This window comes from Sulfuriferula nivalis (assembly GCF_009937995.1).
Taxonomy (GTDB): Bacteria; Pseudomonadota; Gammaproteobacteria; order Burkholderiales; family Sulfuriferulaceae; genus Sulfuriferula; species Sulfuriferula nivalis.
This window is the reverse complement of sequence record NZ_AP021881.1, coordinates 2058492-2080179: the sequence shown is the minus strand read 5'-3', so window position 1 is coordinate 2080179 and position 21688 is coordinate 2058492. Positions and strand designations below refer to the sequence as shown.

The following is a 21688-nucleotide window of genomic DNA, read 5'->3' as shown; positions in this document are numbered from 1 at the left end:
CTTACTTAGTCACGATTGCCTGCTAGTGCCATCAGCAGATTTAACAAGTTAACAAAAATATTATAGATGTCGAGGTAGATTGCCAACGTTGCCATGACATAGTTGGTTTCACCACCATGGATGATTTGGCTGATGTCATAGAGTATGTAGCCAGAAAATATCATAATCGCGATAGCTGAAATTGCTAATGAAGCGACTGGTATCTGGAAAAACATATTTGCCAGTGAAGCCAATATCAGCATTACCAAACCTACCATCAAGAATTTACCCATAAAGCTAAAGTCTTTTTTGGTGACGGTGGCGATGGTTGCCAAGGTGAAAAATATTGCCCCAGTGCCGCCGGCTGCCATGGCGATTAGCTGTGGACCATTACGGAAATGTAATGCTACTTGTAATATTGGGCCCAGCATTAAACCAAGCAAAAATGTTACACCTAACAATAGCGCAATACCGAGGGTATTGTTGCGATTGGCGGCGATTCCCATAAACATACCAAACATGACAGCTAACATTCCTACCATAGCGAGGACAGGGTGTTGCGCCATGAAAGAAAAGTTGATGCTTAATCCTGCATAAGCGCCAATTACAGTCGGTATCATGGTGAGTGACAGCATGAGGTAGGTATTGCGTAAAACTTTGTTCTGGACTTCAGATATGTCTGTAGTGCCTGCGTATCGGATTTCAGGTTGCATGTTGTTGCTCCAAATTAAACTAACTGTTCATAGACTATAGGAATGCAGTTAAAGTTGCAACCTTACGGCGTTTGTGGCTTATCTTGTAAATTTTCTGTAGGATAGGCAACTAATAATAAGGAAGTTGAGTGGAGTGAGTGATGATAGAGCCAATACTGAATTTGGATGGCTGGGTGAGTTTTTTTAAAACCACAGAAATCCCCATGCTTAAACGTACGGCACGTGAGCTTGGACGAGTTGACCTTGATGCGGATGAGTTAAATATTCGAGGCATTGCTGATATTATCAATTCGGATCCATTAATGACCGTAGCTTTGTTGCGTTACTTACAACACCACAAGCACAGTGTACAACAGTTCGAAGTTGTGCAAGTAGAGCAGGCATTAATGATGCTGGGTATGAAGACCGTATTTGAAAAGGTTCGGCCTGGACTTGTGGCTGAAGATCTTTTGCAGGGTAAGGTCGTTGCCTTAACCGGGATGTTGCACGTTATTCGGCGCGCTACTCGCGCGGCCTATTATGCACGTGATTGGGCGGTACGGTTGCAGGACACTCATTTTGATGAAATTCATACCGCTGCATTACTCCATAACTTTGCAGAAATCCTGATGTGGTGTTATGCGCCGCAGCAGATGATGCAAGTACGAGAAATGCAATTGAAAGATAAGAGTTTACGTTCTCGTGTGGCTCAGCAGGCAATCTTCGGATTCAAGCTATCTGATTTACAGTTGGCCTTGGCCAAATCATGGGTGTTGCCAACTATGTTGATTGGTTTTATGGAAAAAACCAATTCGCAGCATCGTCAAATGCGCAATATTTTTCTAGCAATTAATTTGGCGCGACATGCTGAAAATGGTTGGGATGATGCAGCCTTGCCAGATGATTACAAGGCAATAGGGGAATTGCTGCACATGTCAGCGATTGATGTGCAAGCTATTGTTCAGTCACCTTAAACAGTTATTTCTCAAACCAGGCTATAGATTCAACATGTGCCGTATGTGGGAACATATTGGCGATACCTGCACTTTTTAGTTGATATCCTTTTTCATGTACCAACACCGCGGCATCGCGTGCCAGCGTGGCGGGATTGCATGAAACATAAATAATACGTTTAGGTGCATTATCATCAAGTGCTTGCACTAACGCATACGCACCATCACGTGGTGGGTCTATCAGCATTTTGTCAAAATGACCTAGTGCTTGCATGCGTTCAGTGGTTATTTCAAATAGATTTTCTACCATAAATTCAGTATTGCTAATGCCGTTAAACGTGGCGTTTTGTTGCGCACGGGCTACGAGTTCCTTGCTGCCTTCTATGCCGACTACTGTCTGTGCATGGCGCGCTATTGGCAAGGTGAAATTGCCTAGTCCACAGAACATATCAACGATACGTTCATTTGGCTGCGGGTCGAGCAACTGCATAGCTCGGCGCATGAGGATGGGGTTAACATCGGTATTAATCTGGGTAAATTCACTGGGGCGGAACGGCATGACCAAATTAAATTCAGGCAGGCTATAGGATAATTCTGGTACGTCTAATGGATAGAATGGCTGGATAGTGTCTGGCCCCTTGGATTGCGTCCACCACTGGATGTGATGCTGATCTGCGAACTCACGTAATAGCACCTCATCTTCTGCAGGAATAGGTACCATGTGGCGTATGACTAAAGCATCAACCACGTCAGTAGCAACGACTTCTATCTGTGGTAGCTGGGAGCGGATAGTGAGTCGCATGACAAATTCGCGCAATAATGGTATGAGTGCGGAAATACGCGGTGGTAACACAGCACAGGAAGTCATGTCGGCGATAAAGCTGTTGCGACGCTCGTGGAAACCAACCAGTACGCCACCTTTCTTTTCTACCAGACGCACGGACATACGTGCGCGGGTGCGATAGCCCCAAGCAGGGCCATGGATGGGTGACATGATGCTGGCAGGTTGAACCTTGCCTATGTGCACCAGGTTGTCTTCCAGTACACGTTGCTTGGCCGCGATTTGAGCACCTGCATCCATGTGTTGCAAACTACAGCCGCCACATACACCAAAATGGGGGCAACGGGGTTTAACACGCATAAAACTGGGGCGTACAATTTTGGTGATTTGCGCCATTTCAAAACTGTCTTTTTTGCGGTAAACCGAATATTGCACAACTTCGCCAGTGATTGCACCATCAACAAATATGGTTTTCCCATCCTCGCGCCGTGCAACACCACGTCCTTCATGGTTGAGTGAGGTGATAGTGAGTGTGGCGGGGGCGGTAATGGTGTCGGTCATATTTAAAGATTGCGTTTTTTTGGGTGGATGATGAATGCAGGTGTGGCATTGTCGGGCTAAAGCCCGACATGTTCTGTTAGTGTTTACTTGCCCAAGGCAGCAAAAACGTGGTCACGGATGGTTTCTACATTGCCTATGCCAGCGATTTTGACATATTTGGGTGCATCGGCGGCTGATGCGGTATTTGCCCAGTCAGAGTAGTAATGCACCAGTGGCTCAGTTTGGGCATGGTAAACATCCAGGCGTTTTTTGACTGTGTCCTCATGGTCGTCATCACGCTGGATTAGTGGCTCGCCAGTAATGTCATCGGTGTTCGCGATTTTGGGTGGGTTAAATACTGTGTGATACGTACGACCAGAAGCAAGGTGGACGCGGCGGCCTGACATGCGCTGGATGATTTCGCTGTCGGGTACGTCTATTTCTACTACGTAATCTATCGGCACGCCTGCACTTTTCATCGCTTCAGCTTGCGGGATGGTGCGCGGAAAGCCATCAAACAGGAAACCATTGGCACAGTCTGATTGGGCGATGCGATCTTTGACCAGTCCGATAATGATGTCGTCTGATACCAGTTGCCCTGCATCCATGACCGCCTTGGCTGCTTTGCCAAGCTCTGTGCCGGCGGTAATGGCCGCACGTAACATATCGCCTGTAGAGATCTGTGGAATGTTGTAGTGTTGTTTGATGTAGTTGGCTTGTGTGCCTTTGCCGGCCCCAGGGCCGCCGAGTAGGATAATGCGCATGTTGTTAACCTTCTAATAAAAATAATTCACGTACACGTGTTAAGTCTTCTGCCGTATCCACGCCGGGAGCGGCGGGATGAGGGCTGATGCTGACACTGATCTTGTAACCATGCCAGAGCACACGTAATTGTTCCAATGATTCAAATTGTTCTATGGGCGCAGGACTTAAATTAGCATAGTGTTTCAGAAATCCGACACGATAAGCATATAAACCGATGTGACGATATACAGGCAGATCAGCAGGTAATGCTGCACCTGCTGCGAATGCGTCCCGAGGGTAAGGAATAGGTGCACGGCTAAAATACAGCGCGTGTCCATCTTTATCCAGCACTACCTTGACGATATTGGGGTTGATCATGCTGGCAGTATCGTCAATAGCGTGGCATACCGTTGCCATTACCGACTCAGGATGCGCAGCCAGATCAGCGGCAACACTATGGATTAGTTCTGGTGCGATTAGCGGTTCGTCACCTTGAACGTTCACAACTATTGCATCATCATCTAAGCCTAGTTGCATGACCGCTTCTGCCAGTCTATCCGTGCCAGAGGCATGATGTGGGGCGGTAAGTATGCCTGTAATACCGTGCTCATCCAGCGCATGCATGATGCGTTCATCGTCAGCTGCTACCCATACTTGTTGAGCCTGGCTTAATGCTGCTCGTTCTGCAACACGTACTATCATCGGCTTGCCGTGTATATCTGCCAATGGCTTGGCAGGCAGACGAGTAGAGGCGTGGCGGGCAGGGATGATGACGGTGTAATGCATTAAATGGCTTCGTCCTCGGCCAGTGTGCGGGCTTCACCTTCAAGCATGACGGGAATATCGTCACGAATGGGAAAAGCGAGTTTGTCTGCTTTGCAGATCAATTCTTGTGTGGTTTTGTGGTAAACCAACGGCCCTTTGCAAATCGGGCAGACCAGTATGTCTAATAACTTGCTATCCATGATGGTTTCCTAATTGGGTGAGTATGTCGGCGATGAAAGTATCAGGTAGGTGTGCATCGACTGCCCAAACCCACATCCGCTCATCGGCAAAAGAATGACATTTTACCGCATCTTTTTCGGTCATGATGATAATGGCTGATAAATTAGAATGGGTGAAATTAAAGTCGCCAGCTTGATACTGATGATGATCAGGAAAAGCATGAGGAATAACTGTTAGTCCCATAGCACTCAACTGATCAAAAAAGCGGTTTGGGTTGCCTATGCCGGCCACTGCATGGATAGGCTGATTGATGAAATTCTGAGCAGTTGCAGTTCGTTGAGGATGAAGCAGCTGCGTGAACTGATGGCCTTGCAAGTGCATAGCATAGTGAGAGAGCGTAGGCGGGATGCTGGTGTGGTATGCACCTGTTTGATTAATGACGATAGCATCCATAGTGCTAAGGCGAGCTAGTGGCTCACGTAATGGGCCTGCAGGCAAAAGTTGCTTGTTGCCAAACCCGCGCGCGCCGTCAATGACTGCAATATTGATATCGCGCTCCAGTGCATAGTGTTGCAGACCATCGTCACTGATAATGATATTGACTTCAGGATGGCTAGACAGCAACGCATGCGCAGCGGCGGGGCGGTTGCGATCTACCCACAATGGACAGCCTGCTCGTTGTGCAATTAGCAATGGCTCATCCCCGACTACGGATGGGTCGCTGTTGGCGTTGACTGCTGTGGGTGTCGTAGCTGTGCCACCGTAGCCCCGGCTGATAATGCCGGGTCGCCATCCGTGTTGACGTAGCTGTTGTACTAAATAGATGACTAGAGGTGTTTTGCCAGTGCCACCTACGTTAATATTGCCAACTACGATGACGGGGACTGGAAGGCGGTAGCTGGTAGATAAACGTAGTTTATAGGCAAGCTGGCGTATGCGAGTAATGCTCAAAAATAACCATGATAGCGGGATAAGTAGCACATGCCAGATGGTTATGCTCAGCCACTGACGCTGTAACCAGGCTACCATTCAAAAACGCGTGCCACCAGTTCTTCGCTGGTGCTTTCTGCCAGGCGGCGTTCTTGCCAGAATAAACGCCGAGCACTATCCCCACGCTGGCGAGCAAGTATCGGGTTGTCACGATAATCTTGCCAGAGGGTAGTAGGATCAGCGCAAGCTGTAATGGCTTCGTGCAAACTGGTCTTGGGTAAATCATGATGCTGCTGACAGGAAATTGCGGCACCGCCAGCCATTGCTTGCCAGAGTACGGTTGGGTCGATAGATACTAGGTGTGTCGCGGTGACAGCGGCAGAAATAGCAGTTAACCATTTGTCATCGTCAACCCAGACGATACTGCCACCAGGGATAGGACTGCGATCCCAGCTGCTGATAGCGATGAAATTACCATCAGGTTTAGCACCACTGACAAACAGCACATCGTTTGTTGTTTGTTGTTTGAATTGGGTGATTAGTGCGCTACTGGTATTGGATGCGTCATCATGTAGCCACCATAAATGTCGCTCTATGCCGTGATTAACTAGCGATTTGAAGTTGGGGTCTATTTGCGCTTGCGCCAGGATGGCGAGCATATCGGCTGGCGGAGCTAATTCACCGTTACCTGTGCCGTTATATATGCGTTCGCATTTGTAGGCGACAGTTTGAGGTGGGTTAACGACGAGCACACGTTCATGCTGGCTTAATAACGCGCTCAGGTTAGGGCGTGGTTGCGTGTCTATGACAATAATGCCATAAGGTGAGAGTCGTTCATTAACGCGTTCCAGTGCGCGTGGATGGTCGCAAGGTGCTAGTCCCCAGCCTGTTTTGTCACAGTCATCCAGCGCATTCAGTAATTCTGGATAATCTTGTTCAAATGTGAGTACGAGGCGTATGTCTAAACGTTTTTCACGGATTGCACGAACCAGTTCCACAGCAAGACGTACACTATTCCGGCTCGCACCAGCGATTACCCATATTACTTTGCCGCGCTCACCCAAAGGCTTGACCCAACCCCAGCGTGCAGCAATGCGAGCAATATTGTTGCGTTTGCGGTCATTGCGGTCAGCTAGCCATAAGCCTATGCGGTTACTGCCGAGTGGGTCTTTCCAATTGTTCATAGCGAATATGCAGTATGACACGCCCCTGTTGGGGCGTGGGGGGTTAGTTGCTTTTTTGTGTAGCGAAAGTGATGCGAGTTAAACCTGCTTCACGACCGGCTTCCATGACGTTAACGACAGACTGATGCGTTGCTTTTGCATCAGCATTGATGATGATTACTGTATCAGCCGAGCCTTTTGCTTCCTGTTTCAGAATTTGGGCAAGGTTGGTGACGTTAGTGAAGTTAATAGTATTGGCATTAACTTGATAATTGCCCACTGCATCAACGGATACTGTAATTTGTGCAGGTTTTTCCTTGGATGTTTCACCATTTGCCTGTGGCAAATTGATTTGCAACTCAGAAAATTTGGCATATGTCGTAGTAACCATCAAGAAAATCAGCACGACCAACAACACGTCTATCATCGGGATGAGGTTAATCTCAGGTTCTTCCTGATTTTGTCTGCGTTGAAAATTCATCTTGGCCTCACTTACTGACGTTCGCCGTGTATGACTTCAACTAATTTAATCGCTTCTTGTTCCATTTCCACGATCAGGCTGTCAACACGAGTACGGAAAAAACGATAAAAAATCAAGCTGGGGATCGCTACGATCAAACCAAATGCAGTGTTGTATAATGCAACCGATATGCCGTGTGCTAACACTGCTGGATTGCCGCCCGATGGCGTTTGTGCGCCGAAAATTTCTACCATACCGATAACGGTACCGAGCAGGCCGAGCAAAGGAGCAACAGATGCGATGGTGCCAAGTGCTGGCAGAAAGCGCTCTACGTCATGGACTACGCCACGACCGGCTTCTTCTATGGATTCTTTCATTACTTCACGTGAGTTTTTCGCATTGCGTAAACCTGCGGCAAAAATACGACCCAGTGGTGAGCTTTGTGCCAATAAATTCAGCATGTCGTTGTTAGCGCCCTGCTGGCGATAGGCTTGTACTGTTTTCTCTAATAATCCTTGCGGGGCAATTTCTGATGAGCGTAATGAAATGAAACGTTCAATGATGATTGCGACAGATAAAATCGATGCTAATACTAAAGGCCAAATTGGCCAACCAGCTGCTTCTATAATAGCTAACACGACGCATATACTCCTAAGGGTTCAAAAACGTACATCACTTTAGCGTGAGATTGGGGTTTCGGCAAGGGTGGTGTGATTACCAACCTAATGCACGGGCGCTTTGGTAGAAAATAAAACTGACCAACCATGCTAATCCAAGTGGCCATGCCACCGCCAGAATAGTAAACCACCAGCTCTTGGATTCTTGCTTTAAGACTGCAATGGTTGATAAGCAAGGTGTGTAGATGAGTGTAAACAACATGAAGCTATAAGCTTGTACCCAGTCGAGTTGATGCGCAAGTATGCCTGCTAAATTTGACTGTCCTGCACCGTAAATTACGGCAAGGGCGCCAATCACTATCTCTTTTGCGATAAAACCAAATAACAGTGCTACTGAAAGTAGGCGATCTATACCTAATGGCTCAAATACTGGTGCCATCCAACTGGCAAGCTGGCCTGCCAAGGTTGTCGCGCTGGCAGGTGGAACGTTAAATGGATAATGGGTAAGTCCCCATACAATAATGACACCAGCAACAATGTAACCTGCTGCACCACGCAAGAAGTGACCTGACTGTTGCCAACCTTGCGCGAGCAATTGTTTGATGGTTGGAAAGCGATAAGGGGGTAGTTCTAATAACAAAGGCTCATGGCTGCGGTATTTTCCTCGCCATACTAAAGCGGTTAAAAACGCCATTAAGAAACTCATGAAGTATAAAGAGAACATGACTGCTGCGGCCGCACGCGGTGCAAAAATTGCGGTAGTGAAAAACAGGAAAACCTGTAATCGTGCCGAGCATAATGAAAACGGAATAACCAGCATAGTAAGTAAGCGCAGTGCACGCGAACGCATTACTCGTGTGCCCATTAATGCAGGTACGTTGCAGCCCATACCCATAAGTTGCATGACAAATGAGCGCCCATCCAGTCCCAGTCGAGCCATCACTGCATCCATCAGATAGGCTGCGCGAGATAAATAGCCACTGTCTTCAATAATTGCCATGAACATGAAGAATATGACGATAATGGGTAAAAAAGTAAGCACAGTACCTATACCATCGAATAAACCATCGGTTATGAAACTTTTAAGAGCATACGGCGCATTAGAAAGTGCAGGCTCAAGCACAAGTGTTTTAAATTGATCTAATAACCAGCTTGTTCCATCTTGTAGTGGTGTGCCTATGCCATAGACTATTTGGAATAAAATAAAAACAGTCAGGAAAAACAAAGGTAATCCTAACCATGGATGCAATAAAACTTTGTCGAGTCGGCGGCTTAAATCGGGTGGCAGGGTGATGGGTGTGGTAACGGTGTCGCTGACTATACGGTCTAATTCTGCTTCGATATTGTCATCTTGTTGGAATGCGCTGGCATCTGCATGAATAGCTGTCGGTTGGTGATGTATAAGTGACTCTATGGCGGTGCGCGCCTTGCCAAAGCCTTGTCCGTGCTTTGCGCTAATCATATTGATTTCTACGCCCAAAGTTTGGGACAGGCGTGGTATATCTACTTTGATACCCATTTGTTGCGCTTCATCCTGCATATTGAGGACGAGGGTCATGGGGAGTTTCAGTGTTTTCAGCTGTAGCAATAACGCTAATTGCCGATCAAGTTGAGTGGCATTGAGAATAACAACCAAGCCATTGACTGCCTGTGATTCTAGAAAATGGCGGACGACTTGTTCATCATCAGAAAATCCGTGCAAATTGTAGATGCCTGGTAAATCGACAATTTCTATCATGCTCCCAGCTAGTAACACTTTAGCAGAAAGCAAATCAACGGTAATGCCAGGCCAGTTACCCACTCGTGCACCTGCACCGGTTAAGCGATTGAAAAAGGTGGATTTGCCTGTGTTAGGCATCCCCAACAAGGCGATGCGTTTCATGGCTGGTTGAGTGTTACATTGATTTTCGCGGCATCTACCCGGCGTATCATGAGTTCAGTATGACCCACTCGGATTTGCAAGGGACCACGCATTGGTGCAATGCGAACAACCTCAACCATACGACCCAGTCGTAAACCTAATGCGCACATGCGCCCTGTTAATTCAGCGCCAGCATCAATAGTAGCAATAGTGCCCGTTTGATTAGGTTGTAAGTGATCAAGAGTGGTATGCATCATTATCTTAAATGAGAAAGATTCTTATTTATAACATGACTTAATTGAATAAACAAGGTGGTGATGGCGCTATTTGTCACAATTTCAATTTAGCATGGTACTTTTTAATAATATTGCTAGTTTATTGGCGATATTCGGGCGTAGAATAATCCTTACAGGGCATAACAATAACGTTCCTATAATATTATGACTAACTTTACGCAATGGGTTGATGTCAATAATCAACTCGGGACGCATCTAATCAATATTGTCGCTGGTGATATCGGCGGCACCAAAAGCTGGTTGGCTTGGTTCACACACAAGCCAAATCAGCCTTCTGTTATCCAATTTGAGCAATGTTATGTAAGCGCAAATTTCGCTAGTGCTAGCGATTTAATCCGTCAATTTATTGCGGATGCTGGACATGCTGTTGTGTATCCTGATAGGTTACTCTTGGCATTACCTGGGCCAGTTGAGTCGGGTGGAGTGCGTTTGACTAATCTGGATTGGTTTGTGGATATTAAATCCTTGCAGCAAGAATTGGCAATTGCCGATGTGCGTCTGGTGAATGACTTTCAGGCCGCAGCTGCTGGTGTTGCAACATTAAAAAAATCTGATTATGTTGAGTTGAATCATGGTGTAGCCCGTGTGGGTGGGGTGCGTGTGATTACTGGAGCAGGTACTGGTCTGGGTTTGGCCTGGATGCAGGCGGATGTGGGTGGCGTGTACAGGACTTTTGCTACGGAAGGTGGGCATATTGATTTTGCGTCATCTGATGAGCTGCAGTCAAAATTGCTGTCATGGCTGCAAATGCGCTTTCAGCATGTTTCGTGGGAGCGGATATTGTCAGGTGCAGGCTTGAGTCTGGTATATGAATTTTTAATAACCCAGATTCATACTCGTGCTTTGGATAGTGTGCCAGAAGCTGGGCAAATTCATGATTTGGCAGTGGCTGGTGACTCAGTATCACTTGAAGCTGTGCAATTGTTTGTTGATGTTTATGCAGCATGGGTGGGAAACATGGTGTTGCTCTATCAACCCAAGGGTGGGTTGTTTATTGCAGGTGGTGTTGCTATTCACTTGCAAAATTGGGTAGTCACTACGCGTTTTATGGAAATTGCAGCAGCTAAGGGTCGGATGGCTGATTTGGTAAGACAGACGCCGATTTATTTGGTAACCAATGCGCGATTGGGGCTGCAGGGTGCAATGCAAATAGCATTAAATTAATAGTAGTTAAATAAATAGGAGATGAGGAAATGGCTGTAACTAAAGCACAACAAGAAAAGCTGTATCGCTATTACACTGAACCTAAGATGGTGACTGAATTAACGCGTAAGACATTGGTGTTGATTCTGGCAGGCGGCGAAGGTTCACGATTGAAAAATTTAACCGCTTGGCGAGCTAAGCCCGCTGTGCCTTTCGGTGGCAAGTATCGTATTGTTGATTTTGCTTTGTCTAATTGCGTGAACTCGGGTTTGCGCCGTATTGGCGTGTTAACACAGTATAAGTCACATTCTTTGATACGCCATTTGCAACGTGCCTGGAGTTTCATGCGGGCAGAGATTGGCGAGTTCGTAGAGATTTTGCCTGCTCAACAACGTACGCATAAAAAAGAATGGTATCAGGGTACAGCAGATGCGCTGTTTCAGAATCTGGATATCGTGTTACGTCATCATCCTGAGTATGTCATCGTGTTAGGCGGTGACCATATTTATACGATGGACTATTCGGCGATGTTGCTCCATCACGTGGAAAGAGGTGCAGATTTTACCGTGGGTTGTATTGAAGTGCCACGTGAAGAAGCTTCTGAATTTGGTGTCATGTCCGTTGATGATGATATGCGGATTACCAAATTCACCGAGAAGCCAGCCAATCCAGAGGCCGTGCCTGGCAAGCCTGATACAGCTCTGGCTTCTATGGGTATTTATGTATTTACTACTGAATATTTGTTCAAGATATTAAAAGAGGATGCTGAAATAGCTGGTTCTTCTCATGATTTTGGTAAGGATATTATTCCAGCCAATATTCATAATGCTCGCGCTATGGCTTATCCATTCCGTAGCGAAACAGGTGCGCCTGGTTATTGGCGTGATGTGGGAACAGTCTATTCGTATTGGAAATCCAATATGGAATTGTGTGCAATAGATCCAGAATTGAATTTGTATGACAGAGATTGGCCGATTTGGACGTATCAGCCTCAATCTCCTCCTGCAAAATTTATTTTTGATGATGATGGTCGGCGTGGTGAAGCTATCGATTCCCTGATTTCGGCGGGTTGCATCATCTCTGGGGCACGAGTGAAACGTTCGGTGATATTTTTCGGGTGTACTGTAGAAAGCTATAGCCTGATTAAAGATTGCGTTATTTTACCTAAAGTGTCTATAGGTAAGAATTGCCGTATTTCACGTGCAATTATTGATAAAGCCAGTGTGATTCCTGATGGGACTGTCATAGGTGAGGATTTGGTGGAAGATGCGAAGCGCTTTCATGTGACCAAAGAAGGTATTGTTTTAGTAACACCAGAAATGTTGGGGCAACATCTTTATCGTTAAATTTAGGGGTACGTAATGAGTCGCTTGAATGTAGTGCTGTGCTGGCATATGCACCAGCCATATTATCGCCAGGGTTTAACGGGTGAATATCGTTTGCCTTGGGTTTATTTGCATGGCATTAAAGACTACAGTGATATGGCGGCGCATCTGGAACAGCATCCGCAAATGCGTGCGGTGGTGAATTTTGTCCCTGTATTGCTTGAGCAATTGGATGATTACGCTCAGCAATTGACTGGCTTTCTTGAACATGGCACGCCTATGCAGGATGGAATGCTTAATCTGCTTGCAGGTGTTACTCCGATTCCATCGGATGAAAAGGCACGTTTACAGTTGATACGTGACTGTCAGCGCTGCCATGCGCCACGCATGATACATCCATATCCTCTATTCAATAACCTGCTGAAAATGGTGGGCTCGACAGAAGATTTTGGTATGGGATGTGCGGGCATCGGTTGCTCGTTACGTTATTTGAATGACCAGTATTTTCTGGATTTGCTGACTTGGTATCATCTGGTTTGGTTAGGGCACAGTTTGCGTAAACCAGCTGAAGTCCAGGCGCTATTTTTGCATAAGGGCAGCTTTGATATTCAGCAGCGACGCACATTACTGACTGTAATGCGGGATTGTTTGGCGGGATTGATTCCACGCTATCGGAAATTGTATGAGCGTGGGCAAGTTGAGCTATCCATGACACCTTATGGCCACCCAATTATTCCGCTGTTACACAGTTTTGACAATATGCAGTGTGCTAGCCCTGAAGCGCCACGTCCTCATGCTAAGGGTTACCCTGATGGTGACACACGTAGTGCATGGCATGTCACCCATGGATTAACTGTTTTTGAACAGTACTTTGGGCATAAGCCTAAAGGGGTGTGGTTGGCTGAGGGTGGCATCAGTGAAGATGCGGTACAGTTATTGGATGCACATGATATAGCTTGGACAGCTTCTGGAGAGGGGGTCTGGCGCAATAGTTATCATATTTCGGGATGTGATGGTGTTGATGTTGGCAGTAAACGTGAACTCTTTAAACCTCGTCAACACGGCGATTCTCAGACCAGGATGTTTTTCCGTGATGATGGCTTGTCAGACTTGATCGGTTTTAGATACAGTGATTGGCATGCGGATGACGCTGCGCAGGATTTTGTACAACATTTAAATAATATTGCGAATTTTTTAGGTAAAGAAGCCGATCAACATGTCGTCTCTGTGATTTTAGATGGCGAAAATGCGTGGGAATATTATCCTGAGAACGGGCAATACTTTTTAGATGCTTTGTATGAGGAGTTGTCTAGTTCACCCCATATTAAAACATCCACCTTTGCGGATGTGTCCAAAAGTGTGACTGCATTACCTTTGCCAAAAATTTGTGCAGGTAGTTGGGTCTATGGTTCATTTTCAACCTGGATAGGTTCAGCCGATAAAAATCGTGGTTGGGATTACTTGGTGGCGGCGAAGGTTGCTTACGATAAGGTTATCGCGTCTGGAAAACTGAGCGCTTCACAATTGACAGATGCTACCCAGCAACTAGCTGTGTGCGAAGGGTCAGATTGGTTCTGGTGGTTTGGGGATTATAACCCAGCGGGGAGTGTAAGCGATTTTGAGCAGTTATATCGTGAGCAATTGCGCGAGTTATATAAACTGCTTAATGTGGACGCACCTGCAATGCTTGATATTCCGTTATCTCAAGGGGGTGGTAATGCTGAGAATGCAGGCACGATGCGTAGGAATGTGGAATGAGTGCGCATGTGCAAGTCCGTCAAGCTGGGGTGTTGTTACATCCAACATCTTTACCATCTGGACGTTTGGATGATGATGCATATCGTTTATTAGATATGCTGGCAAAGGCGGGTATAGGGGTGTGGCAAATGCTACCCTTGGGTGTGCCATTGGCTGATGCTTCTCCATATCAGTGCGCATCTGCTTTTGCCTTGAATCCTGCATTATTTCCAGAACATCTGGGTACGGTCGATATTGAAGATGCTGCATTTCAGACCTGGTACCATGCACAGCGGCATTGGGTTGAGAATTACGCCATATTTATGGTGTTAAAAGATCTGCATGATGGCGCATCATGGATCGCATGGCCTGACGATTTGCGAAAACGTGATGTGTTAGCCTTGCAAGCAGTCAAGCAGCAATACCAACATCAAATCGATGCGCATATACAGCAACAATATCAACTGTATATGCAATGGCAACATTTACGTCATTATGCGGCTGAGTTGCAGATCGCTTTATTTGGCGATATGCCCATATTTGTGGCGCATGACAGTGCCGATGTGTGGGCAAATCCGCATTGTTTCTTGCTTGATGATGCTGGTCAGGCGACGCTGGTTGCTGGCGTTCCACCCGATTACTTCTCTGCTACAGGGCAACGTTGGGGTAATCCTCAATATAACTGGGATTACATGCGCTCATCAGATTTTATCTGGTGGCGGGAACGTTTACGTTATCACTTTGAATTTTTTGATCTTGTACGTATAGATCACTTCCGAGGGCTGGCGGCTTCATGGATGATACCTGCATCAAGTCCGACAGCAATGGATGGTTACTGGCAAAATGTGCCAGGTGATGCATTATTGCAGTGCATACTGGAGGATATGGGTAGCGTGCCCTTAGTGGCGGAGGATTTGGGCGTGATAACCCCGGATGTGAATGCGCTCAGACTGCAATTCCATTTGCCAGGTATGAGTGTGTTGCAGTTTGCTTTTGACAGTTTTACAGATAATCCGCATAAGCCCGAAAATGTAACCTGCGATCGTGTGTATTACACAGGGACGCATGATAATGACACACTTTCAGGATGGTTTTCCAGCTTGGATGAAACTGAGCAAGCTGCTGTTTTATCGATGTTAAAAATCACAGAGTCATCGCAATTAATTGATACTATGTTGCATACTGTTTTTGCCAGTACAGCCAATCTGGCTATTGTGCCTATGCAGGATTTATTAGGGTTGGGTAGTCAGGCAAGAATGAACACGCCAGGTACAACTCAAGGTAACTGGTCTTGGAAATTTCAGTGGCAAGATGTGCCAACAGATTTGGCATCAAACTTGCGTTTATCGTTACATAACACTCAACGTTTAAAATAATGCCTATAACTAAACTAAATATTAGTCGTATACAACAGGGTACGCATCATGACCCATTCAATGTATTGGGCTGGCATCAGCAGACCAAGGATGAAAGTTGGTTACTCCGCGTATTTATGCCGGCTGCCGAACAAGTTGCTTTAAAAACGGGTGAAGTATTTAGCCGTCTTAAAGATACCGATATTTTTGAACTTAAGTTGCCTGTTCGAACTGAACAGCACCCGGTGTTGCGTTGGCAATCTAAAGCTGATTTAAGCTGGCTTGAGTCTATCTCGCCGTATACGTTCACAGCGCTCATTGGCGAACTGGATTTGTATTTGCTTGGTGAAGGTCGACATTATGACGCGTGGCATATATTAGGCGCGCATCTCGATGTGGTTGATGGTGTGGCGGGGTGTCAGTTTGCGGTTTGGGCACCAGGGGTTCAGCGTGTCAGCGTGATAGGTGATTTTAACGGCTGGGATGGACGTAGTTTGCCTATGCGCTCACGTGGACAAAGTGGCGTATGGGAGTTATTTGTTCCGGGTTTAGAGGGTGGTTGGGGCTACAAGTATGAAATACTAGGTGCGCATGGTCAATTGATGACGAAAGCAGATCCCTACGCACAGCAAAGCTTTAATCGTCCTGAAACCATCTCATGTATTCCAGTACCTAGTCAGCATGATTGGCAGGATAGAGTATGGTTGGCGCAACGTGCGCAGTTTGATTGGCAACATAAGCCGATTAGTACTTATGAGCTGCATGTGGGCTCTTGGCGTCGTCATCCTGACGGGACATTTTATAGCTGGGCGGAACTTGCAGAAAGTCTAATTCCTTATTTGACAGAGCTGGCTTATACCCATATAGAGTTGTTGCCTATAGCTGAGCATCCTCTGGATGAATCCTGGGGATATCAGGTCACCGGTTATTTTGCACCAACTGCGCGATTTGGCTTACCTGATGATTTCCGTGCTTTTGTTGATGCGTGTCATCAGGCGGGTTTGGGCGTCATACTCGATTGGGTGCCAGCCCATTTTCCTAAGGATGATTTTGCGTTGGCGCGTTTTACGGGTGAGACTTTGTATGAGCATCCGGATCCACGTCGTGGTGAGCATCAGGATTGGGGAACGCTGATATTTGATTATGGGCGTAATGAAGTCAAAAATTTCCTGTTGGCTAACGCACTCTATTGGATAGATGAATTTCATATTGATGGATTACGTGTAGATGCTGTTGCGTCGATGTTATATCTGGATTATTCACGTAAGGCGGGTGAATGGGCGGCCAATCAGTATGGTGGACGTGAAAATCTGGAGGCTATTGCCTTCTTACGAGAATTGAATACCGTGCTGCATGGCCGTTTCGCGGGCGTGTTGACCATCGCTGAAGAATCTACTGCCTGGCCTATGGTGTCACGCCCTGTGGAGTTGGGTGGTTTAGGTTTTTCCATGAAGTGGAACATGGGATGGATGAACGATAATCTAAGTTACATAGAAGAAGATCCTGTTCATCGTAAATATCATCATAATCAGCTGACATTTAGCCAGATATACGCTTATACCGAGAACTTCTTTTTGCCATTATCACATGATGAAGTAGTGCATATGAAGGGCAGTATGCTGGACAAAATGCCGGGTGATTATTGGCAGAAATTTGCTAATTTGCGTTTGTTTTATGCATGGCAGTATGCGCATCCTGGTAAGAAATTGCTGTTTATGGGTAGTGAATTCGGTCAATGGAATGAGTGGCGAGATAAGGGTGAATTGGATTGGACTTTATGTCAGTTTCCTATCCATCATGGTGTGCAGCGACTTGTTGGCGATTTGAATCGCTTGTATCAGAATGAAGTCGCTTTGCACCAGTATGATTTTAATTCACGTGGATTCTCGTGGATAGATTGCCATGATAGCGATCAGTCTGTTCTCAGTTTGATGCGTAATAGTGATGAAGAGCATGTATTGGCAATATTGAATTTTACCCCTGTGCCAAGATTGGGTTATCGCATCGGTGTTCCGCAGGCGGGACGTTATCAAGAGTTGCTTAATACCGATTCTGATTATTATGGTGGCAGCAATTGTGGTAATGCGGGTGAGTTACATACTCAAGATGTACCTTGGATGGGATTCGCGCAATCTTTGGTATTGGTAGTGCCGCCATTGGCAGCGGTGTTTTTGAAACGAGTTGTGAGTTAATAATATGCCAACATCAACAAGGGTATTGTTTGCAGCGAGTGAAGCATATCCATTAATAAAAACAGGCGGTTTGGGCGATGTTGCGTACAGCTTGCCCCATGCTTTGCATAAGGCCGGTGTGGATGTGCGATTGATTTTGCCAGCTTATCGGAAGGTGCTAATGCACGCTGAGTCCATCCGTATTCTGGGATGGCTGGATGTCCGTGGATCAAAGCGCACTCATAGTGTGCGTGTGTTAGAAATTAAGCACCCACAATTTACATTTCCGTTATGGTTGGTTGATAGCGCTTCGTTATTTGACCGTCCCGGTAATCCCTATTTGCAAGCTGATGGTGAAGACTGGGCTGATAATGCTGAGCGCTTTACCGTGTTTTCACGGGCGGTGGTTGAGATGGCTGGCGATGCGCTGGGTTTAGGCTGGCGCGCAAATGTTGTCCATGCCAACGATTGGCAGACTGGTTTGATACCAGGATTATTAAAGGAATTGCCACATCCGCCCAAGTCAATTTTCACTATACATAATATGGCTTATGGTGGTCATTTCAGTTTGCATGACTTTAATCGTTTAGCGTTGCCACGGCAATGGTGGACTACTGACGGTGTAGAGTTTTATGGCGGCTTCTCTATGCTCAAAGCAGGTATCGTGTATGCAGACGAAGTCACTACAGTGAGCCCTACCTATGCACGTGAAATATGTACTCCAGAATTTGGTTATGGTTTGCAAGGGGTATTGCAGGTTGCTCAACATAAGTTGCATGGCATTTTGAATGGAATAGATGAATCCGTATGGGATCCCGCATCAGATAGCTATCTGACAGCACACTATACCGCCACCCGTCGTCAGCCGGGTAAGGCATTGAATAAACAGGCACTATTGAAGCGATTCCATCTAAGTGACGATGAAGCCGCTATGCATACACCAGTGATTGGCATGGTGAGTCGACTGGTTGAGCAAAAGGGTATTGATTTGGTCTTAGCTGCTTTACCACAATGGTTGGCGCATACGGCGATGCGTTTTGTTTTTGTTGGTAGTGGTGATGCGCGTTATGAGGCGCAGCTGCATGAGTTTGCAGTTAGTCATCCCAATCGTGTTGCCGTATTCATTGGTTATGATGAAGGCATGGCGCATCTGGTAGAAGCTGGGGCTGATATGTTTCTGATGCCTTCGCGTTTTGAACCATGCGGATTGAATCAAATGTACAGTCTGCGTTACGGTACGCCGCCTATTGTTTATCGCACTGGTGGATTGGCTGATACCGTAGTTGATGTTACGCCGCTCCACCTGGAACATGGTACGGCAAATGGTTTTGTCTTTGATGAGTTAACACCGGCGGCACTGATTGCAGCTGTGGAACGTGCGCTGGTATATTATTTGCAACCCAAAGTATGGCAATCGATTTTACGTATAGGTATGCATCACTCATTTGGCTGGGAGCATAGTGCCCAAGCCTATTTATCTTTATATAAGGGAGTTCAGTGATGAAGAAGGAATACGTGAAACATGTTTATCGACCGTTCACATTAGAGCCTTTAGTCGATGACGCTGCAACTATTGGTCATGATTTTAAACGTTATTTGTCTTATCACTTAGGTCGTTTCCATGGTTGCGCACCTAATTATATCTATGAGGCGCTAGCTTATTCGGTACGTGATCGACTGATGGTGGATTGGCGTAATACATGGAATGAACAATTGCAGCCAGGTAACCGACGTGCATTTTATATGTCGTTAGAGTTCTTAATCGGGCGTGCCTTAGGCAATCATTTGCTTAACTTGGGCATACACACCGCGACCGATCAGGCTATGCTTAATTACAGTCAAAAACTTGAAGAAGTTATTGAAGAAGAGCCGGATGCCGGTTTGGGTAATGGCGGTTTGGGTCGTTTGGCCGCATGTTTCATGGATAGTTGCGCCAGTTTGCGTTTGCCTGTGATGGGCTACGGTATACGCTATGAATACGGTATGTTCCGCCAATATATCGAGAATGGTTACCAGATGGAAGCGCCAGACCATTGGCTACAAAATGGCAATCCATGGGAAATCGAGCGTATTGAATATAGTCAACGCATACAATTTGGTGGTTATACCGAACATTTTATCGATAAAGAAGGTAATTCACGTGCACGCTGGATAAGCACACACGATGTTCTTGCTATTCCATACGATATTCCAATTTCTGGCTATCGTAATAAAACGGTTAATACCTTGCGTTTATGGAAAGCGGCAGCGACTGACGAATTCAATCTGATTGAATTTAATGCAGGTAGTTATACCGAAGCGGTTCAGTCCAAGAATCAGGCCGAAGATATTTCCATGGTGTTGTATCCTAATGACAGCAGCGAAAATGGCAAGGAGTTGCGTTTACGCCAGCAGTATTTCCTGGCTTCAGCCAGTATTAAAGATGCCATGCGGGTATGGGTTCGACATGGTGAAATGGATTTTCGTAAGTTTGCGGTAGAAAATGTATTTCAGATGAATGACACCCACCCAACTATCGCTGTGGCAGAGTTAATGCGGCTGTTATTGGATGAGCATGGTTTGCATTGGGATGAAGCTTGGTCAATTACGTCGAGTTGCATGGCATATACCAACCATACTTTATTGCCTGAAGCGCTGGAAAAATGGCCCGTCAGTTTGTTTGAACGTTTGCTACCACGTTTGCTGGAAATAATTTATGAGATTAATGCGCAGTTCTTGCGTAAGGTCTCCATGAAGTGGCCAGGGGACGTTGAACGGCAACAACGTATGTCTATCATCGGTGAGGCGCCTTATCGTCATGTGCGCATGGCCTGGCTGGCTATTGTCGGTAGTTTTTCAGTGAATGGTGTTGCAGCGCTGCACTCTCAACTGTTGCGAGATGGCCTGTTCCATGATTTCTACCAATTATGGCCAGAAAGATTCAATAATAAGACTAATGGTGTGACGCCACGTCGCTGGATAGCGCATGCTAATCCAGGTATGACTTCACTCATTAGTGAGCAGATTGGCGACGAGTGGATCGCTGATTTAAGCCAGATTGTCAAATTGAAACCTTTGGCGGCTGCTAAGCATAAAGCGTTTCATGCGCATTGGCGCGCAGTGAAACTGGCTAACAAACAACGCTTGGCGGCTTTAGTGAAAGCTGATTGCGACGTTGATTTTGATCCACATGCTTTGTTTGACGTGCAGGTGAAGCGGATACATGAATATAAGCGTCAGCTGCTGAATTTATTACATGTGATTCATTTGTATGTTCAAATTAAGCAGGGTAAGACCGAACATATGGTTAATCGTTGTGTATTAATTGGTGGGAAGGCAGCACCAGGTTACTACATGGCAAAACGTATCGTTAAATTGGTTAATAGCCTGGCTGAGGTTATTAATAATGATCCTGATGCCCAAGGACATTTGAAAGTGGCTTTCTTGCCTAACTATCGTGTTTCTGCCATGGAAATTATTGCCCCAGCGACTGACTTGTCAGAACAGATATCGACAGCGGGTAAAGAAGCATCGGGCACAGGTAACATGAAGTTCATGATGAATGGTGCGATGACTATAGGTACCTATGATGGTGCTAATATTGAGATGCTGGAAGCTGTGGGTGAAGAAAACTTCTTCCTGTTCGGTTTGCGTGCAGAGCATGTTGATGCATTGCGTCATGATTACCGCCCTTGGGAATATGTCGAGAAAGATGCGGATTTACGTGCAGTGATGGATTTGTTGCGTAGCGGTCACTTTAATGCATGTGAGCCAGGGATTTTTGATGACATTATTAATTCGATGATGTCATCAACTGATCCATGGATGACCTTGGCTGATTTCCGTAGTTATATTGATGCTCAACAGGCTGTTGCAACAGCTTGGCAAGATACTGAGAAATGGACCAGTATGAGTATATTAAATACTGCTGCGAGTGGATTCTTCTCTACTGATAGAACGATGCTTGAATATAATCGTGAAATTTGGAAGTTGAAACCGATCAATAATGGCTGATAG

At 46.0% G+C, this 21688-nt stretch carries 19 protein-coding genes; 8 read left to right on the top strand and 11 right to left on the bottom strand.

The features are described from left to right. Positions 1–5: 5 nt before the first annotated feature. Positions 6–692: a Bax inhibitor-1/YccA family protein gene (locus SFSGTM_RS10285; RefSeq protein ID WP_162085087.1), complete on the bottom strand. Its 687-nt coding sequence runs from the start codon at positions 690–692 to the stop codon at positions 6–8. Positions 693–832: 140 nt separating this feature from the next. Between SFSGTM_RS10285 and SFSGTM_RS10280 the strand changes: the two genes are divergently transcribed. After that, positions 833–1645 carry an HDOD domain-containing protein gene (locus SFSGTM_RS10280; protein WP_162085086.1) on the top strand — a complete coding sequence of 271 codons (813 nt, stop codon included), beginning with the start codon at positions 833–835 and terminating at the stop codon, positions 1643–1645. Between the two features lie 4 nt (positions 1646–1649). Here SFSGTM_RS10280 and rlmD read toward each other — a convergent pair whose 3' ends face one another. The 10 genes from rlmD to SFSGTM_RS10230 form a co-directional block, all read right to left on the bottom strand. Then, a complete protein-coding gene (gene rlmD / locus SFSGTM_RS10275) occupies positions 1650–2966 on the bottom strand; it encodes a 23S rRNA (uracil(1939)-C(5))-methyltransferase RlmD (protein WP_162085085.1) in 1317 nt (438 codons plus the stop codon). 83 nt (positions 2967–3049) lie between these two features. Beyond that, positions 3050–3709, bottom strand: a complete 660-nt coding sequence (gene adk, locus SFSGTM_RS10270) for an adenylate kinase (RefSeq protein ID WP_162085084.1) — start codon at positions 3707–3709, stop codon at positions 3050–3052. 4 nt (positions 3710–3713) lie between these two features. Continuing rightward, a complete protein-coding gene (kdsB, locus tag SFSGTM_RS10265; protein WP_162085083.1) occupies positions 3714–4475 on the bottom strand; it encodes a 3-deoxy-manno-octulosonate cytidylyltransferase in 762 nt (253 codons plus the stop codon). Further along, on the bottom strand, positions 4475–4654 hold the full coding sequence (locus SFSGTM_RS10260; protein ID WP_162085082.1) for a Trm112 family protein: 180 nt from the start codon (positions 4652–4654) through the stop codon (positions 4475–4477). The genes kdsB and SFSGTM_RS10260 overlap by 1 nt, the downstream gene beginning before the upstream one ends. After that, positions 4647–5663 carry a tetraacyldisaccharide 4'-kinase gene (gene lpxK, locus SFSGTM_RS10255; RefSeq protein WP_162085081.1) on the bottom strand — a complete coding sequence of 339 codons (1017 nt, stop codon included), beginning with the start codon at positions 5661–5663 and terminating at the stop codon, positions 4647–4649. The genes SFSGTM_RS10260 and lpxK overlap by 8 nt, the downstream gene beginning before the upstream one ends. Further along, positions 5657–6748 carry a glycosyltransferase N-terminal domain-containing protein gene (locus tag SFSGTM_RS10250; RefSeq protein WP_162085080.1) on the bottom strand — a complete coding sequence of 364 codons (1092 nt, stop codon included), beginning with the start codon at positions 6746–6748 and terminating at the stop codon, positions 5657–5659. The genes lpxK and SFSGTM_RS10250 overlap by 7 nt, the downstream gene beginning before the upstream one ends. Before the next feature lie 43 nt (positions 6749–6791). After that, positions 6792–7208, bottom strand: coding sequence for an ExbD/TolR family protein (locus SFSGTM_RS10245; RefSeq protein ID WP_162085079.1), 417 nt, complete (start codon positions 7206–7208; stop codon positions 6792–6794). 11 nt (positions 7209–7219) lie between these two features. Beyond that, positions 7220–7825 (bottom strand): MotA/TolQ/ExbB proton channel family protein, encoded by a 606-nt coding sequence (locus SFSGTM_RS10240; RefSeq protein ID WP_162085078.1) that lies wholly within the window; start codon positions 7823–7825, stop codon positions 7220–7222. A gap of 76 nt (positions 7826–7901) precedes the next feature. Beyond that, positions 7902–9686 carry a ferrous iron transport protein B gene (gene feoB / locus SFSGTM_RS10235; RefSeq protein WP_162085077.1) on the bottom strand — a complete coding sequence of 595 codons (1785 nt, stop codon included), beginning with the start codon at positions 9684–9686 and terminating at the stop codon, positions 7902–7904. Beyond that, on the bottom strand, positions 9683–9922 hold the full coding sequence (locus tag SFSGTM_RS10230) for a FeoA family protein (RefSeq protein WP_162085076.1): 240 nt from the start codon (positions 9920–9922) through the stop codon (positions 9683–9685). The genes feoB and SFSGTM_RS10230 overlap by 4 nt, the downstream gene beginning before the upstream one ends. Positions 9923–10105: 183 nt before the next feature. Here SFSGTM_RS10230 and glk point away from each other — a divergent pair, with 183 nt between their 5' ends. Genes glk through SFSGTM_RS10195 form a run of 7 tightly spaced genes read left to right on the top strand, consistent with a single transcriptional unit; the run spans position 10106 to position 21685 of the window. Next, positions 10106–11125, top strand: coding sequence for a glucokinase (gene glk, locus SFSGTM_RS10225; protein ID WP_232525958.1), 1020 nt, complete (start codon positions 10106–10108; stop codon positions 11123–11125). 29 nt (positions 11126–11154) lie between these two features. Next, positions 11155–12450, top strand: a complete 1296-nt coding sequence (gene glgC / locus SFSGTM_RS10220; RefSeq protein WP_162085075.1) for a glucose-1-phosphate adenylyltransferase — start codon at positions 11155–11157, stop codon at positions 12448–12450. Between the two features lie 15 nt (positions 12451–12465). Beyond that, on the top strand, positions 12466–14187 hold the full coding sequence (locus SFSGTM_RS10215) for a glycoside hydrolase family 57 protein (RefSeq protein WP_198420543.1): 1722 nt from the start codon (positions 12466–12468) through the stop codon (positions 14185–14187). Next, complete coding sequence (gene malQ / locus SFSGTM_RS10210) at positions 14184–15542, top strand: 4-alpha-glucanotransferase (protein ID WP_162085074.1); 1359 nt, start codon at positions 14184–14186, stop codon at positions 15540–15542. The genes SFSGTM_RS10215 and malQ overlap by 4 nt, the downstream gene beginning before the upstream one ends. Further along, positions 15542–17713 (top strand): 1,4-alpha-glucan branching protein GlgB, encoded by a 2172-nt coding sequence (gene glgB / locus SFSGTM_RS10205; RefSeq protein ID WP_162085073.1) that lies wholly within the window; start codon positions 15542–15544, stop codon positions 17711–17713. Before malQ ends, glgB begins: the two co-directional genes overlap by 1 nt. Before the next feature lie 4 nt (positions 17714–17717). Continuing rightward, positions 17718–19193, top strand: a complete 1476-nt coding sequence (gene glgA, locus SFSGTM_RS10200; protein WP_162085072.1) for a glycogen synthase GlgA — start codon at positions 17718–17720, stop codon at positions 19191–19193. Next, positions 19193–21685, top strand: coding sequence for a glycogen/starch/alpha-glucan phosphorylase (locus SFSGTM_RS10195; RefSeq protein ID WP_174237410.1), 2493 nt, complete (start codon positions 19193–19195; stop codon positions 21683–21685). The genes glgA and SFSGTM_RS10195 overlap by 1 nt, the downstream gene beginning before the upstream one ends. Positions 21686–21688 lie beyond the last annotated feature (3 nt).